Genomic DNA, 17,461 nt, shown 5'->3' with positions numbered 1-17,461 from the left:
AGGCATGGATGAAAATAAACGCTTTAACGCTGGCAATAACCCTGTGCTATTGCGGGGTGGCAACGCAGGCACAGGCGTATACCCAGCAAGTCGATGGAACTACCGTCAATAATGAATCTGTCTTTAAAACGACGGAAACTTCACCCTATGCCTCGCAGTATGTTACCGAAGGCATTGTTAATAATGGTGTCGTTTATAACAACGGCATGATTTATCTGGATAACAATTCTCAGGGCAACGCTATCACCGTCAACAATGACGGCTGGCTACAGGTTGAAGACGGTTCAACAGCCAATGATACCGTGGTCAACCAAGGTGGGCGGTTGTCGGTGAATGCTTACGGTACCATCAACAACACGCTGATTAATAGCGACGGTCGGATGTCTATGGAGGCTAACAGCCGTTCGCTGGGAGCGTTGACGGTAGGAGCCGGAGGGAGTTTGTATATCGCCAACACCGATAGCAAGCTGATTGATGTCACCTCCAATGCGCCTGCGACCCCAACCAATATCACCCTCGAAAAGCTGACAATCGCAGGCAAGGTCACCATCGGACCTTCCTGGTCTGGCAAGCAAGGCGATCTGGGTACAGCGCCACCTGCAACACAGCTTGGGCCCGTGATGGTCACCCAGGTTGGCACGTTAACCATGCAGGGTGGCAGTATTGAGATGATCCCGTACATTTCAGCCGACCAGGTTAACCGCCTGGATGTTGAAAACCTTGCTGGTCAAGGCACCTTTACCCTCACTACCAGCCTGGCCGATGGCGTAAGTGACAGCCTGCGGGTGACGCAACGTGCCACTGGCCAGTTTGGTCTATTGGTGCAAGACAGTGGTCGGGAGATCGGTCTTCCTGCCAACGTGCCGTTGGTCTACATCAACAGTGGCGATGCCAAATTCAACCTGCTGAATCAGGGGGGGCTCGTTGAGGCAGGTGTCTATCAATACCGGTTGTACAACAGCTCACAGGATGGGCATACCCAGTGGTATCTGGTCGGTGGCAAGGCGGGTACCGTGCCAGAGCAAAACACGGAGGAGCCCGGTGTGCTCCCAACGCCTGGACCGACCCCTGTCGAACCTACGCCAGTTGCTGCTCCCACACTGAGTGCCAGTGCGCAAGGCGTACTGAGCATGGCGGCAGCGTCACAGCATATTGTTAATACGGAACTGAGCACACTACGCCAACGGCAAGGTAACCTGCGTAGCAGTGTGGCAGACGTTGGTGTCTGGGCTCGTTATCTGAATGACGACAGCAGATTGAACGATCACCGCTATACGTCATTCAAAAATACGCTGAACGGTATGGAGATCGGTGCCGACAAATCGTGGGATGTGGTTGACGGTAAATGGTTGCTGGGTGCCTTTACGGCCTACAGCAAGTCCAATGTCAGCTTCAATCTGGGGGGCAACGGTGATGTCGCAAGCTACAGTGGTGGCCTGTATGCCAGCTATCTGGCTAACTCCGGCTGGTATCTGGACAGCGTGCTCAAGGGAAACCGCCTGAGCCAAACGGTCCGAGCCCGTATGAATGATGGCGCTATCGGCAAAGGCGATTATAGCCAGAGTACCTTCACTACCTCGTTGGAAACCGGCTACACCGTGCCTCTTTCCAGCCTGTTTGCTCTGGAGCCCTATGGCAAAGTGAATTACTCACGCCTTGGCGCTGCAGATTATACCCTGAGCAACGGAATGCAATCTGCTGTTAACGCGGCCAACAGTGTGCAGGGGGAATTGGGGACGCTCCTCAGTGCCAAGATGACACTGGGAGAGGTTGAGCTAGCCCCTTATGTCAAACTGGCCATTGCTCGCGAATTCACCCGCAGTAACACAGTGACCATCAACGATATTACTCTGGATAACAACTATTCGGGCAATGTCGGCAAGTACGGTCTGGGTGTCAATGCCAACATCACCAAGAACACTGCCATTTACGCCGAAATGAATTATCTGAAGGGTAACAAGGTGGAAAGCCCGCTGAACGCCACGACCGGGTTCCGCATTCTGTTCTAAGCCGACACCCCCATTGTTCCTCAATGGGGGCACTAACCTACCCCAAGATGACCGTAAATGAGCGTTTCAGGCTTTATGGTATCAGCATCACCGTCTCCCCCGACAGGTTGGCTGTCAGGAAGCTCGTGGCCAATGTCTCAATAAAATGCTGCGGATTGACTGTCACCCTAAATGCCAGCGGCGTGATTAGCCGACCTTCAGACGTAAACGCCGCATTGAGTGCTGACTTGACGACATACAGCGCAGGCTCAGGCCCTTCAATAATCCCGTTATCCCACTCGGTCTGGGTCATCAGTTCATTACGCCAGCCTTGTGCCTTCAGGCTCTCGATGGCGTAGGTGAGCCTGAACAGGTCGTTCTGGTGCTTGAGTTCACCGGTACAGGAGTGCCAAACATAGTCGAGGCGAGTTCTGAGTTTGGCCTCAATCCCTTGCTTACGTCCCTTGTCCAGCCACTGCTGAATATCTAACGCCACACTGCGGGGAAACCGTTTTTGTTTCTGCGCTGTGGCCAACCAACGTACCAGGAACAGGTGTTCCGCCATCGGAGACGTGACGGTACCTTGCTGAATGGCCGTATGCAAGGCTACCAGGGCGCAGAACGCGAGGTGGGCGAGGTCTTTTACGGTTTGGTCGGGAGGCGTTGTCATGGGGTTATTAATGTTCAGTAAAAGTGATACCAAGGGTAATGGAGCAGTGAGCCCGTATCAACCTCATGGAAGTTTACCTTGTCATCCAGGCGGTTTCGTTATTCCTGGCATCGTTATCAACACGATGGGGTCAGCATGCGTCGGTTTTATTCAGCGTAGCAATACAAGGCCGTTGAAAATCCAGGTCACCACCACGATATAACACAGGCTACCCCGTACCGGCTTCGTGATGTTTTTTAGGGTTAAACATCGGTGATGGGGGTGCTTCTGTCAGCCCCGTTGTACCGTCTCAGCTGTCACCAACCTGCGGCGGATCGGCAACGGTGTGTTCAACGGTCAATCAATGCCTGTTTTCACCCGCAACGGTAGACCGGTACAGGGCGGAGGGTGGCAGTGAGGCTGTCCCAGACGGGTATCTCTGAGGTCGCAATACGCATCCCTTTTTTTCTGAGCACCGCCACATCGGCGGCGATCCGCTGCATACCGAACCAGAACAGACCATCCAGCGCCGTCACCGCCAGTCCGTTCTCCAGCGCACGCTTAAGCCGCTCGCGCGGCACTTTTATTTCCCTGGCAATCTCCCGGTAAGGCGTAGCAGTCTCGCCTGACGCCCCTTCCCGGCGAATGCGGGTTGACAAACGATAGTGAAACTCCTCCGGTACCTGACTCAAATCAGATTTCACGCTGTAAACACAGCCAAAACGCTTGCCGTTAAACACGACGTTTTTCTGACTGAGTGGCAGTTCATCACGCAGCCCGGCAATCAGTTGCGGGGCACGTACCAACAGCAAACGAAAAGGCAGCTCAAAACTGGTGACATAATCCACATTCAGCAAGGCGATACGCAGACGCTCGGCACTCCCCGCCTGAACCTGACGGCACTCTTCGATGACCTCAGCCCACTGCTGAGCAATACGCGGCGTTTCACTGATTTCCGCGAAGTGGTATTTTCAAGGTGGTAATCAATACGTTCGATCATGCGGTTGCCCTTTGCCTGCTCACCGGTCACTTTATCAACGGGCTACGATAAGCGAAAGTCAATTTACTGGAGGGTAATACCAGCAGCGATTGAGACGGAATACACCCTGTTAAATGGCAGTTTTGGGAGCAACCTTAAAACCTCACTGAGTGTTGATGGGCATTCAGGGGGGAACAAGTATGACTTTAGTGTGCAAATATTGTCGATGTGCCACTGACTAAAACAGAGTCAGGTATAATTCTCCCACCATTTTCCCTCCCCAATGCTGTATATCCCCGTACCACATGCAATGTAGTGCTTTTCCCCCAGAGATGACCCCGGCACCAAACGCAGTACCATGATCGTAACGCAACGGGGGCGTCCAGACCATTCACAGCGCTACGCAATGCCTCATGCCTGCGGGCGTTGCTGCAACCTCTGATGAGAACCACCCGCACGGCGGAAGGCATTGCCAGTGTGATAAAGACGCAAGCCCCCCAGACGCAGGTGACGGTCAATCCTCACCAGATGATAAAGATGCCGAGCGGGAGTCAGCAGGCCAGCTTCTTACTCACACAGCCGCAATATCTGGGGGAACATCTGGTGCTGGGCAGTGAGGCCGAGGACGCGAACTACTGCTTCGGCGTGGCGTTGTATACCGAAGACCCGGCAGAAGCCAAAGGTTGGTTACCCGGCGGTCAGTTGGGTGAAGACGTGTTTTCGCTGTTGGGTATCTATCTGGGGTGTGACTACGATGCGAGCCTGGCCCTGGCCATTCCGATGTCACTGGCCCCGGTGCCGCGTCTGGGTGACCCGTTCCTGCTGTCGGGTTACAACGTGGTGCTGGGGCTGCGCGAAGACAATCTGGATGAGATGCCCCGGCAAGTGACCATGAATCTGGGGCGCGTCAGAGACAAGATACGGTGAGTGACCCCAATAACATGACGAATGAATGAGAGAGGATCCAGTGACACAATTGATACAGGACATCAACTATCACCGGTTCCTCCCTGAGGAACTGCATCAGGACGCCGACAATCTGGTTGACTATTTTACCTACGCCCCGTTTGAACAACCTACGGCCTGCCCGTATTGCGGTAATCCCCACTTTACCGGTGGACGTGACGATAAAAAACCCTACTGGTGTGGTCGATGCCAGCGGGCGTTCAGTGCTCATACAGGCACTCCCTTTGCCAATTGTCGCCATCATGAACTGTGGGGGGCTTATGCGGCCAGTCGACTATCGGGGTTGTCATGGAAGAAAGTGAGTGAGTCTATTGGGTTATCAACCGGGGCCTGCAAATACCGTGAAAAAGTGTTCAATCAGGAGATGGAGAGCCAGTTCCCCGTGTTGTTTCAATGGTGGCATGCACATCAGGAACGCCACGATCTGACGCTAACACCCGAAGTCGACGTTCAGCACCAGCAGCTTCAATCCTGGCTTGAACAACTACGCACGCAACCGACCGCAACGTGTCCCCAATGCGCTGCTGTTTCAGTACGCGTAAAAGAAACGCGCCCGGATTTTCGTTGCCATCATTGCCAATCCAGTTTCAGCCTGTTGGCAGGCACGCCACTGGTAAAAACCTGGTATATGGAGTTGTGGCCTGAGTTCCTCAACGGTCTGGTCACGGGGGAAAGTGCATGGGATTTGAGCCGTCGTCTGGGGGTAACGAATAAAAGACTTTATCAGTGGCGCAGGAGTTTTCTGCAAGTGATGGAGGATAAAGGATTGGATGCTCTGCTGGAATGGAGTCGATGGCAGCGCAGTCGCCGGTATAGCCAGGTGACAAAGCTCACCCGTGAGGGCGTTGAGTTCCCCGTACCGGGGAGATCAAGGATGAACCGGCGAAAATCGCGCAAAGTACAGCAACCAGAAGATCAGTGATCATTCAACGCTCAGCGGACTGGAGAACAATGACTCAGAGGGGGAAATGTGAGCGCTGCGAGATCTTTGCCGTTTGGCACGTTTTGCCGGATCTCCGAGGTCTGAAATTCAGAATAATTTTTACGGGCACAATGTGCAGTCATTCATGGCTGTCTTCTCTGTGCTTCGCTATAATACCTTGATTAGCTTTCCCTGGTGTTTGGCAGCTTGTCAACCCGGACGCCATTAACAGATGGGTTCGGGATTTTTTTCTGTAAATCATACTGATACTGACTTCAATAGCGTTAATAATAAGACACATGTCTGGATAAAATAATCTGTCTTTAAGTACAGTCTGACACCTGCACTTCTCATCTGTACTTGAGTCGCCGAAGTCTCTGTGTACGGTATGCGTTATCTGGCATTATACGTCAGCACTCTGGTGAGCAATGGATGTGATTGAAAGTCAGGTGATGTCGGCTTGGTGCCCCTATTAGGTATACTCTACTCTGTGAAATTATTTGAGCCGTCGGAGCCGTGAATGGAACATGAAGATAATATGAGTGACGTTATCAGAAAACATCTGGAAGCGGCATTAAAGGATTTTGGCGAGTTAATCTGGGCGTATGTTGTCTTATCCAAAAAAGATATGTCATATATGTTTGGCGTAACAAACTACCCTGGTGAATGGGTAAAACGTTATAAAGAAGAGGGTTTACAGTATACCGACCCCGTAGTCATCACTGCGCTGAATCGGTTGACACCTTTTTCATGGGATGAAAATCTGACCATTGGTGCAGGGTTTCATTTTTCTGAACTCTTCGATCAGGCTCGGGAGTTTGGTATAACTAATGGTTATACATTTGTTTTGCATGATTATAACAATAACCTCGTCACGCTATCTTTTATTATCACGTCTGATCGAAAGGCGGAAATAAGACAATCTCTCATCAATAATAAAGGCGATCTCTCTGTATTATTGGCATCAGTACATGAAATGTATCTTGCGCTGGTTTCACTGTCAGAAAAAAATACCGCTATTTCAGAAAGGGAACCTCAATTTACGGAGAGAGAAAACGAGATCCTCTATTGGGCAAGCGTGGGTAAAACGTACCAGGAGACGGGGATGATCCTGGGGATAACAACACGTACCATTAAATTTCACATGTCAAATGTTGTCAAAAAATTGGGAGTGGCAAATTCCCGGCATGCAATACGTCTAGGTGTGGAACTTCAACTGATTAAACCGGTTAATTAATTACATGGAAGGGTCAGACGACAGCGGCCAATCGTTCAGAATGTTTTCATCTGACAAGCTGCATTTACTGAATATTCTGCTTTTAAGCACCTTCTGACTTTCAAGATCAACATGTCCAAGCAAGAGATAGACAGGTTCATTCTTTTCGGAAAAGCCTGTCTCCAGCACAGAGACATTCCAGCCTGAACGTTTGATGATATACATCATCGGATGGCTGGCAACAGCAAGTATCCCGTCATAATGATGCTGTCTGGCATAATTAACCAGCGCGAGAAACAAAGCCATGGTAACAGGAAACCGGCGTCCAAGAAGTGAATGGGTCCTCTCTTTATCCACGAAAAAACGCGTAGACTCAATGAATTTCCCCTTTGGAATAGCCATGTTCTTAAAAAATGATGAGAATGTATCATTCAACATATTACTGTGCTTCATGTCAATCATCCTTGTTCCACATATAATCATCCCATTTTCAACGCCAAAAATATAATTTGTCTTTTCATTGTCAAACTGATCAAACTCCTTCCCATCAGAGCAGTTTACGGCCCATTCCAGTCTGTCTTTAAATATGTTTTTCCGTAACATAAATAAATCTTCTGATTTCTCATCACTCAATGATGAGTAGTTAATGTTGTAGATATTAAACATAATGTCACCTGTGTATGAATATATAGAAATAAGTTCATCCGGTAACACCAGTAAAGTTTCATTTAAGAGCATGCCGAGACACAAGCATGATAATTCTTTTGAACGGGTTTCGGCTACGGTGCAAAATGGCGTCTGAATCGATCACGGTTTGGCGTGCACCCGATCACTGATTAGCATCCTGTTGCGTATTACCGTGAAGGGGATCGGTGAGTACAGGCGCTCAACCACGACGATCACCCCGCTCCTTTGCGTACCACACCGTTCACCCATGCCGACGACGCCTGGGCACACCATAACCACGAATATGTACAATGCCTGGAGTGCGGCAAAATGTTCTCTGCGCTGGGAGCCCATCTGCGCATCACACATGGCATGAGTGCGATGGAATACCGTGAAAAATGGCAGATCCTGAAAAAAATCCCGTTATCCGGTTTCGCCAACCGCCGCCGTCACCGTGATTATATTAATCACCAGATCGCCATCGGTGCGGTCGATCCTTATGAACTGGCCGGTTTGATGCAGGAAGCCAATCGTCAAAAACCCAAGGCAAAACTGTTTAAAACCCGGTACGACCTTGAGGGCTCCCGTCAAAGCATGCTGGAAAGACACCAGACCGGCGAATCCGCCAAATCCATTGCCAAAGGGTTTGGGGGTTGGGGTGTGGCCCAGCACAGTCTATGACTGGGAGAAACAGTTCACACAGGAGAATGACGCAGATCCAGGTGAAGAATGAATCACAATCTTGCCGTTTTTTTGACACCGTTGTCATTCCAAAAATCAGAATGATAAAGGTCAAACCTCCGTGAATGAAGATACACAGCGTTTACGTTATTCATCATGGAGCGATTGTTTTTTCACGCTGACTGTAGTTCCCATTGGAATAAAACAGGAACCCGCTATTAATTCTCTCTAGTTCCCTATTCACCCACTACGCTACACACTTGATAGTCAAAATATTTAAAATAAGGTGCGCGACAAAAAGACAATTAACCTATAGATTAACTAAAAATCGGTTGAATAATTCAATAAATGATAGATATACAATAAAAAACAATGTATTTAAATAAAAAATAGACCAGTAATGTTGAATTAAAGTCAATCTCACTCATTCCAAGTATTGTATTCTACTAGACCCAAATCACAACTCTAGGAATGAAAATGTCACCAGAAATGGATAAGTATGTAAGACACGCCTTTGGGTCCAATGAAGAAGAAAATGAAGAAATAGATTTTTCACCACCACCTGACTTATCAGAATTACAGCATCAACCACTTCCGTTTCCTATTGAAGAATTTGTACCACTCTTACAGGATGCGATCATTGAGATACAACGGGCTCTGCAACTTCCCGCTGGAATGATTGCCACTGCCCTACTCGCTGGAGCGTCATATGGATGTCAGTCTTTTATTGAGGTGATAAGTAGAATCAGGTCATACGTTGAATATGCTGCATTGGTGTAAAACCATTTAACGCCATATTCGGTCTTTCGTGATTATAAAACCATTGCCACTGAGTGGCATAGTCCTGTAGTTCATCCAGTGATGTAAACAGGTGTTGCCCCAGCCAGTCATAACGCACCGTCCGGTTATATCGCTCAATATAGGCATTCTGCTGAGGTTTGCCGGGCTGAATAAAACGAAGGGCTATCTTCTGCTGAACTGCCCATGACGTCAGTATTTTGCCTGTATATTCTGGCCCGTTATCACACCGTATGGCTGTCGGTTTTCCTTTCCATTCGATGAGCCGTTCCAGTGTTCGCACAACCCGATTCGCCGGTAGAGAAAAATCGACCTCTATTGCCAGTGCCTCACGGTTAAAATCATCGATAACATTCAGCAGACGGACTGAGCGACCATCCGATAGCTGATCATGCATGAAGTCCATCGACCAGCATTCGTTGCTGCTTTCAGGCACCGCCAGCGGTTCAGGTTTATCCCGCTTCAGTCGCTTTTTCGGCTTTATTCGCATATTCAGCGACAACTCGCAGTAAATTCGGTACACCCTCTTAGGGTTGAACCGGAAGCCTTTTACGTTGCGCAGGTATAAAAAACACAGGCCAAATCCCCAGTTGCGCTGACTGTCAGTGATGCGGAGCAGCCAGTCAGCAATGAGGTCATTTTCTGCATTCAGTTGAGGCTGATAGCGATAGCAACTTTCGCTGACCACAAACAGCTTACAGGCAAAACGCACGCTGACGTTTCGGCTTCTGACCGCGTGCTGTGCCATCTGCTTTCGACGCGATGGCGTCACCACTTTTTTGCCATGGCCTCCTGAATGATTTCGGCTTTGAGCCGCTCTTCGGCATACATCTTTTTGAGGCGACGATTTTCGTCTTCCAGCTCTTTCAGACGGGCCATCATGGAGGCATCCATCCCGCCAAAACGTGAACGCCACTTATAGAAACTGGCATTGCTCATGCCATACTCGCGGCACAGTTCAGCCACCGGTGTTCCGGCCTCGGCAAGCTTTAGGATGGACATGATCTGGCTGTCAGTAAAACGTGATTTTTTCATAGAGATCTCCCCGGTTCAGATTACGAGAAAATTCTACTTATAAACACACCGATTTTTCGGGGGGATTACCATGTGACACTTCAACTATTTTTTATTGTCAGCAGTATTGCAGGTTGGGTGAATTGGTTAAGCGGAAATAAGGGTAAGGCTATACATGTCCGTAAAACGCCAATATGGGTTCTTGCCGCTTTTGCTCTCGCCGCCTTGTGCGTATCATCTTGTTATGCCTACTTACTACACACTTTTACTGACGCCTGGTCCCCTTGGGTCGATTCATTAGTCATGACGTTTAGCATCATGGCACAGTTTATGCTTATGGGGCGGAGGCTTGAGAACTGGTATGTCTGGTTGCTGGTAAATACCATAGCCATTCCTCTTTACGCTTCTCGTGAATTATATCTTACCGCAGGTCTCTATCTCATTTTTTGGTGTAATGCCTGGTACGGACTCTATCAATGGCGTCGGGAGATGAAAACCTTATGAAGCGTTTTACTACTGGGCTGATCGTAGGGAAATTTGCCCCTTTGCATTGTGGTCATGAAATACTGATTAATGCTGCTCTTGACGCATGCGAGAAGCTGGTGATTGTCAGCTATTCGTCGCCAGAGCTCCCCGGCTTCTCTCCTGATAAACGACGGTGCTATCTTCAGGCACGTTTCCCGCAGGCACAAGTTCTCGTATTCTCCTCCGAAGAGGCTTCATTTTGGGGCATAGGGCCGATGCCCCAAAATGAGCATGACGACGATTCACACCGCCATTTCGTTGCCTTATTGTGCCTACAGAAATTGAACATTATGCCCGAGGCAGTATTCACCGCGGAGGACTATGGCGATGGATTCGCCCAGGTTCTCAGTATGCATTTTCATCAGCAAGTTTCTCATGTGCGACTGCAGCGTGAATCAGGGCCTGGGGCTGTATCAGGAACCTTAATTCGGTCTGATATTCATAAATATAGATATCTCGTTGCTCCTGAAGTGTACGCTCACTTTGTACACCGCATCTGTATACTGGGTGGGGAGTCCACGGGTAAGAGTACCCTGAGTGCCGCATTGGCCACTGCGCTAGGCACAGAATCTATCAGTGAATACGGCCGCGAGCGTTGGGAACAACGGAAAGGACATTTAATTTTCGATGACATGCTAGAAATTGCACAAACCCAGCTCTTGCGGGAAACAACCGCACGCCCCTATCGCTATTTGGTTTGTGATACTTCGCCACTAACTACATTATTTTATTCACTTGCCATGTTTGGCAAAGCGGAACCTAGTTTGGAAGAGTTAGCCTGTCAACATTATGACACCGTTGTGCTTTGTGCTGACGATTTCCCCTTCCAACAGGACGGTACGCGTCAGGATGAGTCTTTCCGTCAACGGCAACAAAAGTGGTATATTGATGAACTTACCGCACGCAATATTCCCTTTTTATACGTTACCGGCAGTGTGGAACAACGGTTAAACACAATACTGGAAAACTTGATTCCACTTCCAACAGATTCTGGGCATCTTAAATCAGTATGATTCATACTACACAGCTCAAAGAAAAAACTTAAATAATTACAGATAGATAAATCATGCAACGGATGTTGGCCGGAATTTACCGGCACTTGCACGATCAGTGAATCTCTGATTGACTATGATTTAATTTTAATCGCAAGGAGATACTCATGGGACAATCACCTACACGCGTCATTACTGCTCATGTTCCTATTGAAATGGCAGAGAAGATCGACGAACTGGCTGCTAACTATGACCGTTCTCGTGGCTGGATCGTCAAACAGGCTTTGGCTGCGATCATTGAGCAGGAAGAGAACCGCCATCAAATGATCCTGGAAGGCCTGGCAGATGTAGATGCGGGCAGAGTCGTGGAACAGGCCGATGTATTGAGTTGGGTGAATAGCCTGAACAGTGACACGCCACTACCTGTACCGCAGTCAGGGAAAAGGTAATGCAGGTTATTTGGTCAGATCATGCGTTGCAGGATTTAGAGCGATTGCGCGAGTTTATTGCCAACGTCAATCCAGAAGCAGCAGCACAAGTGCTTCAATCGCTGGTGCTTGCCCCCGTTAACCTGCTGACACATTCACGGATGGGGCCAGCACTGGTAAGGTATGAACCACGGGAAGTACGCCGTCTGATCATCGGTAACTATGAAATGCACTACGAACTCAGAGTTAAAGCGCTCTACATCTTACGTGTTTGGCATACGCGAGAAAATCGGTAATATAACGCCGTGAATTAGGCTCAGCCAAACAGGAATAGAAATAAAGAATCGAACACGATGCCGACGCGATTTTTTTCACTTCACTTGGCGTCTTCTGTAACAACATTATCCCCACTTTGGTCCCCAAAAACACTCAAAAGGGACTGCGGGTATAATTGAGGGTATAAAAATAATCACATCAGAAAATACATCTAAATATCAATGAATTAAATGGCAATATCGATTCCGAGTCCGGCACCACAAATTCATATCAACGGACCTCCACGGAGGTCCGTTCAGACTGCTGACTAACCCCACTTTTTCAGGTGGGGTTCTTCTTTTCTAGCGACCGTAGGTCGTGATCGCGATATTTTTCCATAATACCGTCAGTTGAGCTTTCTGACCGCCTAAGCTGGCGCTCTGCCCTTCCCAAGACGCTTTCCACCACCGGTAAAAACAATAAAGAAGCGCCAGCAGCGCCATCTTTTTCATATTCTGCGCTGTCGCCGCCAGCAGGCACTGCATCTGCACTTTTGACAGTCCACGGAACCGCGCATATCGATGACCATGGTGCTGTTTCGCATCCGCGAAGCTCCTCTCCACCGTCTCTTTGCGCCGCGTGTAGATTTTCTTACCCCATGTCGTCAGCCTTAACCTGTTCGCCTCCTCTTTCGACGCCTCCCACACATGCCGCGTTATCGTTTTCTGCACCTTGCTGCTCTGTGTACATTGCTGCCTCTGCTCACACCGCTGGCACACTGCCGGGTCTGAACGGTAATGCCGATACCCGTTACGGTCTGTCGTGCTGTAGACCAGCAACGCGTCTGCCGGGCACACATACACATCACGCTTCTCATCGTACCTGAAGTGCTTTTTCTGGAAGGCATTCTGACCCTTGTGCGGCCGCCGATAGCCGGGAACCAGCGCGATACCCCTTTCCTGCGTCAGATGGCACACCGCGGCGGTGAAGTAACCCGCATCCACCGCCACCGGCTCCAGAGCGAAGCGCGCTACCTGCCGTTCAAGTCGCCCGATAAAGGGCTGGCTATCATGGACATTACCCGGTGTCACATGCGTATCTATGATGATGCCGTGCTTCCCGTCCACCGTGCGGTGGTCCAGATAGAAGAAGCCCTTCGGTTTGTTGTCCCGGTGCATAAAGCCGCTGTCCGGGTCAGTGGTGCTGACTTTGGTGTTCTTAACGGCGACGGCGTTTTCGGGTGTCTTTTTTACGGCGGGCAGCGGCTTTTTTGCGTGCTTCTTCCTGTCAGCCTCCACGGCAGCATCAAGCTGCTCCAGATAGTCACTGACGCCCACCGGACGTTCTTCATTCACCGCTTTGCGTGGGTTGGCGTCGGCTTTCAAGTGTGTGCTGTCAGTGTAGAGAACACGCCCGTTAGCCATACCACGGCTGAGAGCCAGTTCCACGATGTGGTCAAAAATCTGCTGGAAGATATCGCTGTGGTTGAAACGGCGGAGACGGTTCTGGCTCAGAGTCGAGGCGTCAGGGACTTTTTCGGTGAGGACCATACGCAGGAACCAGCGATAAGCAACATTGACCTGTATTTCCTTGGCCAGACGGCGCTCGCTGGGGATACCGAAGAGATAGCCCAGCAGCATCATTTTAATCAGACGAACGGGGTCAATGGCGGGTCTGCCGTTATCAGGGCAGTAGAGATGGGCAACGGCATCGCGGATAAATTCAAAATCGATGGCGGCATCAATCTTGCGTACCAGATGGTCTTCGGGGACCAATTCATCAAGGGTGATGGTTTCAAACTGATATTGCTGGGGAGAGGGTGTTTTGAGCATGGCAGTCAGTCCATTTTTTGCACTGACCTTATTAGATCAAAGTCCTGGCCTCACGGCCAGGACTTTGTCATCAATCTGAAGCCTCTGTATTAACAGAGGCTTGATAGAAAATTCATTACAAAAATTCTTAGGTAAATCGTTGGGTAGGGCACGTGCGCCCAGAACGGGATAGCCGTTGCCCCCCCACCGAACCGTACGTGCACATTTCTGTGCATACGGCTCTCTATTGGATCAAACAAAGCTTCTTCGGTCTGGCAGTGTTCCTCTGTGAAGGTTAACGTGACAGATCCGGCAGATCACTAATGTTTTCCTGTTACGGGCAATCATCAGCTTCTTCCAGTTATCTGTACCCGACTTGATATCCTTAAGTTTCCTCACATGGTGGACTTCAAAAGGACCGGTTCTGGTACCGCAATATTCACATTGGCATGCAGCCATCCTGTCCAGCAATTCAGTTCTACCAGAATATTTATACGTGTTCGGCAATATATCCGGTGAACTGTGTTTTGGCGCACTCCTGTTTTTGAGTCTGAATACCTCCAACTCATATACCTTTCCATTACGATTTTCCCGATAAACATACCTGCCATCCGCTTGCCTTAACCGCCGCGCGATTTTGGTGCGTGACATCCGATGTTTACCTGCCAGCGTCTTATAAAGACTATTTTCCCATATCCAATGCAACTTATTGAGATAGAGAACGGGGGCAAGATTGTAGTAATTCGCATAGCCGCGCATTTCGGCGTTGTACTGACCAATTATTTCATAGTCAGACATGTGCATCATTGCTGGCCGACCAGCACTATTACCATATCCGCCATCGTAATTCCCATAGCCACGTAGAGAGCAGAATTTCAGGATTCTTTCCCTCGGTACACCCAGATGGACGTGTTCCGTTATCGTACGTTTTACCGCATGAGTTTTACTTCCATCTGCATTAAGCCCTACAACACATTTGACCTGTTTGCTTTCACGGCGTGTTTTAATTTCATAACCGAGAAAAGTGAATCCTTTCTTTGGGTCAATAATGCCGGATTTCTCTTTTGATATTTCCAGGTGAAGTTCAGTTTCAACAAAATCGACAACCTCTTTCATTATCTTTTTTGCCTCATTTTTACTTCCTGTCACACCAATCAGAAAATCATCAGCATATCGAACATACCGCATTCTTTTGAATTCAGAATCATCCATAATAACACTAGATAGCGTGCGCAATTTTTTCTCCAGTTCATCCGCTTCATGTCTCCATTTTTGGATTTTCTGCTCATCAGCAGGCATTCCGGAAGCGCCGAAACCTTGCCTGATCCATTTAATACGATTTGCCCGGTTCTGTAGTGCCCTTTTGTATATGGGATTGGGTTTCCTCCGTCCCCCTTTGCCGAACTCGCTGATTCTATTTTTCATAAACTCATCAAGTTCATGGAGAAATACATTGGCAAGAATAGGGGAGATAATACCACCTTGCGGTGTCCCGCTATGGGTGCCAAAGTAACGCCAGTTGTCCAGATAGCCAGCTTTCAGGAACTTCTTGAGAAGCGCCAGAAATTTGTTATCGGCGATCCGCTTACTCAGGAATTTCAGCAGCAGATCGTGGTCAATGTTGTCGAAGTAACCTTTGATATCAACATCACATACCCATTTTGTTCCTTTCCAACTGTTTCTGATTTCTTTTAATGCAGAATGGCAGGAACGTTTAGGCCTGAATCCATAGCTCCAGTCGCTAAAAACCGGTTCATAGATTTCTTCCAGTAACATCCTCATTACTTCCTGTATTAATTTATCGTCTCCAGTTGGAATACCTAATGGACGTTTCTTTCCACTCGGTTTTCGGGCATCTTTAGGTATGTATGTGCGCCTACAAGGCCTGGGCTTATACGAGCCTGAATTTATAAGCTGAATGAGATTAATAATCCTGTCCACGCTCATTTCATCCATCGTATTATTATTTATTCCTCTCGTCATGGCTCCCTGATTAGAATAAATATTGGCATAGGCCTGTACCCAAAGATCTTTATTGCTACACATGATTTTGTGCAGCTTCTTGATCTTATAACCTTGTGTACTGGCTTTGTTTATACCACTTAGAGCATTGAGTGTTCTTTGTGATAGCACTGACTATCAAACCTCGCTTCTATTAGTATAGTTCCAACTGACTCCCTTCCCCCTTACGAATATAATTTCACCGATAATTGCTTATCCATTTATATATATTTTTCAGATTGGTTAGCCAATTGCGACTCCATTACAGAGCTACATTGGGTACTACGGAGCCTCCGTTACCATATTGGTTAATTACTTAACCAACTTAGGTAATCCCGTATTTCTTTGTAGTCAAGGTGCATCCCACTTAGGTTCCACTTACGTTCAATTACCACTCTCACCGAGCAGGTGCCAATATTGTTGGATATAGTAACCTTCTAAAAATAATTACTATAAATACTGGTATGACTCCTGAATAACCGTGAGTCAAAGGCATCCCGAAACCCACTATGAACTATGATTCAACCAATCAGGCTTAACCATATGGGACTTGCAATGGCTGGCGCAAAGTAGGTTATTTCCCCGCAACCAGCCTTTTCCTGACATGCTACACTCCCCTCCCTCTTTCGAGGTTCAAACCCATTACTGGGTAAGGATAAGTCAGGCTTGCAATAGGCTCTCCAACAGCCTATGATTAACTCACAACATTGAGTTAACCACTTGATTTACAAAGCAAAACGGCGAACCTAGAACGGAATATCGTCGTCAAAATCCATTGGCGGTTCATTGCTGCTGGCTGGCGCGCTGTTTTGTGTCGGACGAGCCGGAGCCGCCTGCTGGCCACCGCTGAACTGGTTACCGCCCTGTGGTTGCTGAGGCTGACCCCATCCGCCCTGCTGGCCACCCGCTGACTGACCACCCGCCGGAGCACCACCGCCCTGACGGCCACCCAGCATCTGCATGGTGCCGCCCACGTTAACCACGATTTCAGTGGTGTACTTTTCTACGCCAGCCTGATCGGTCCATTTGCGGGTTTGCAGGGAGCCTTCGATATAAACCTGAGAACCTTTACGCAGGTATTCACCCGCCACTTCAGCCAGCTTGCCAAACAGCACCACACGGTGCCATTCCGTTTTTTCTTTCTGCTCGCCAGTAGCCTTGTCGCGCCAGCTTTCGGAGGTCGCCAGAGTAATGTTGGCAACCGCGCCGCCATTAGGCATGTAACGGACCTCAGGGTCTTGGCCCAGATTCCCGACCAGAATTACTTTGTTTACGCCTCTGCTGGCCATGTTTAATCTCCTGATGAGTCATATAGGCGGGGTTACGCCACAATTTTGCATAGTCTAAACCACAAATTGTAGCATGCCACCTGCTTAGATTATACCTGCGAAGCACCTTGCAGAATTGCCTGCGCACTCCACCTTGTTGCATACCTATACTGGATATTCATTCAGGTTATTTTGTGTCATAATTATGCGTTTCGACTTGGCTGTGCCGGTTTTTTGCACGTTACATCACAAAATTGCCTGCCAAAGACCCCAGATAAGCACGGTGTATCATCCTGACGGGA

14 protein-coding genes and 3 pseudogenes are annotated in these 17,461 nt (G+C 48.7%); 10 read left to right on the top strand and 7 right to left on the bottom strand.

The features are described 5' to 3' along the window. Positions 1–8 precede the first annotated feature (8 nt). Entirely contained in the window at positions 9–2,009 is a 2,001-nt protein-coding gene (locus IV04_RS07500) for an autotransporter outer membrane beta-barrel domain-containing protein (RefSeq protein WP_037404034.1), read from the top strand. Positions 2,010–2,082: 73 nt separating this feature from the next. Here the strand turns inward: IV04_RS07500 and IV04_RS07495 are convergent, their stop codons facing one another. Together IV04_RS07495 and IV04_RS07490 are read right to left on the bottom strand one after the other, a co-directional pair. Further along, complete coding sequence (locus tag IV04_RS07495) at positions 2,083–2,658, bottom strand: DUF2913 family protein (protein WP_051916722.1); 576 nt, start codon at positions 2,656–2,658, stop codon at positions 2,083–2,085. Between the two features lie 353 nt (positions 2,659–3,011). Then, positions 3,012–3,637, bottom strand: a pseudogene (locus IV04_RS07490) (DNA-binding protein). 393 nt (positions 3,638–4,030) lie between these two features. Here IV04_RS07490 and IV04_RS25105 point away from each other — a divergent pair. The 3 genes and pseudogenes from IV04_RS25105 to IV04_RS07475 all read left to right on the top strand — a co-directional run. Further along, positions 4,031–4,543: pseudogene (locus IV04_RS25105) on the top strand (type VI secretion system baseplate subunit TssG); the annotation flags it as partial. 40 nt (positions 4,544–4,583) lie between these two features. Beyond that, positions 4,584–5,504, top strand: coding sequence for a hypothetical protein (locus tag IV04_RS07480; RefSeq protein ID WP_152562835.1), 921 nt, complete (start codon positions 4,584–4,586; stop codon positions 5,502–5,504). 520 nt (positions 5,505–6,024) lie between these two features. Further along, positions 6,025–6,741 (top strand): LuxR family transcriptional regulator, encoded by a 717-nt coding sequence (locus IV04_RS07475; RefSeq protein ID WP_037404017.1) that lies wholly within the window; start codon positions 6,025–6,027, stop codon positions 6,739–6,741. On the opposite strand, the gene IV04_RS07470 is transcribed toward IV04_RS07475, so the two are convergent. Beyond that, positions 6,742–7,386, bottom strand: a complete 645-nt coding sequence (locus tag IV04_RS07470) for an acyl-homoserine-lactone synthase (RefSeq protein ID WP_037404016.1) — start codon at positions 7,384–7,386, stop codon at positions 6,742–6,744. Positions 7,387–7,632: 246 nt separating this feature from the next. Between IV04_RS07470 and IV04_RS07465 the strand changes: the two genes are divergently transcribed. Then, positions 7,633–8,067 carry a MucR family transcriptional regulator gene (locus IV04_RS07465; protein ID WP_072010850.1) on the top strand — a complete coding sequence of 145 codons (435 nt, stop codon included), beginning with the start codon at positions 7,633–7,635 and terminating at the stop codon, positions 8,065–8,067. A gap of 477 nt (positions 8,068–8,544) precedes the next feature. Continuing rightward, positions 8,545–8,847 carry a hypothetical protein gene (locus IV04_RS26020; RefSeq protein ID WP_152562834.1) on the top strand — a complete coding sequence of 101 codons (303 nt, stop codon included), beginning with the start codon at positions 8,545–8,547 and terminating at the stop codon, positions 8,845–8,847. On the opposite strand, the gene IV04_RS07460 is transcribed toward IV04_RS26020, so the two are convergent. Next, positions 8,813–9,900 (bottom strand): IS3 family transposase gene (locus IV04_RS07460; RefSeq protein WP_152562833.1). Its coding sequence is split into 2 segments (ribosomal slippage): positions 8,813–9,648 and positions 9,648–9,900, totalling 1,089 coding nucleotides; the frame shifts between segments, so codons are not numbered across the junction. The two genes, IV04_RS26020 and IV04_RS07460, sit on opposite strands and share 35 nt — an antisense overlap. 72 nt (positions 9,901–9,972) lie before the next feature. Between IV04_RS07460 and pnuC the strand changes: the two are divergent. The 4 genes and pseudogenes from pnuC to IV04_RS07435 form a co-directional block, all read left to right on the top strand. After that, positions 9,973–10,383, top strand: a pseudogene (gene pnuC / locus IV04_RS07450) (nicotinamide riboside transporter PnuC); the annotation flags it as partial. Next, positions 10,380–11,417 (top strand): AAA family ATPase, encoded by a 1,038-nt coding sequence (locus IV04_RS07445; protein ID WP_051916718.1) that lies wholly within the window; start codon positions 10,380–10,382, stop codon positions 11,415–11,417. The pseudogene pnuC and the gene IV04_RS07445, both read left to right, overlap by 4 nt. Before the next feature lie 146 nt (positions 11,418–11,563). Further along, positions 11,564–11,845, top strand: a complete 282-nt coding sequence (locus IV04_RS07440) for a CopG family ribbon-helix-helix protein (RefSeq protein ID WP_037404012.1) — start codon at positions 11,564–11,566, stop codon at positions 11,843–11,845. Then, entirely contained in the window at positions 11,845–12,120 is a 276-nt protein-coding gene (locus IV04_RS07435) for a type II toxin-antitoxin system RelE/ParE family toxin (protein WP_037404011.1), read from the top strand. Before IV04_RS07440 ends, IV04_RS07435 begins: the two co-directional genes overlap by 1 nt. Positions 12,121–12,441: 321 nt before the next feature. Here the strand turns inward: IV04_RS07435 and IV04_RS07430 are convergent, their stop codons facing one another. The 3 genes from IV04_RS07430 to ssb1 all read right to left on the bottom strand — a co-directional run bounded on the left by IV04_RS07430 (position 12,442) and on the right by ssb1 (position 17,180). Beyond that, on the bottom strand, positions 12,442–13,911 hold the full coding sequence (locus IV04_RS07430) for an IS1182 family transposase (RefSeq protein ID WP_037404010.1): 1,470 nt from the start codon (positions 13,909–13,911) through the stop codon (positions 12,442–12,444). Positions 13,912–14,142: 231 nt separating this feature from the next. Then, positions 14,143–16,023 carry a reverse transcriptase domain-containing protein gene (locus tag IV04_RS07425; protein ID WP_037404008.1) on the bottom strand — a complete coding sequence of 627 codons (1,881 nt, stop codon included), beginning with the start codon at positions 16,021–16,023 and terminating at the stop codon, positions 14,143–14,145. Between the two features lie 614 nt (positions 16,024–16,637). Continuing rightward, positions 16,638–17,180, bottom strand: coding sequence for a single-stranded DNA-binding protein SSB1 (ssb1, locus tag IV04_RS07420; RefSeq protein WP_037404006.1), 543 nt, complete (start codon positions 17,178–17,180; stop codon positions 16,638–16,640). Positions 17,181–17,461: the final 281 nt, after the last annotated feature.

Origin of the sequence: Serratia sp. Ag1 (genome assembly GCF_000743355.1) — a bacterium.
Classification (GTDB): domain Bacteria; phylum Pseudomonadota; class Gammaproteobacteria; order Enterobacterales; family Enterobacteriaceae; genus Chania.
This window is presented reverse-complemented; position numbering and strand designations above follow the sequence as displayed.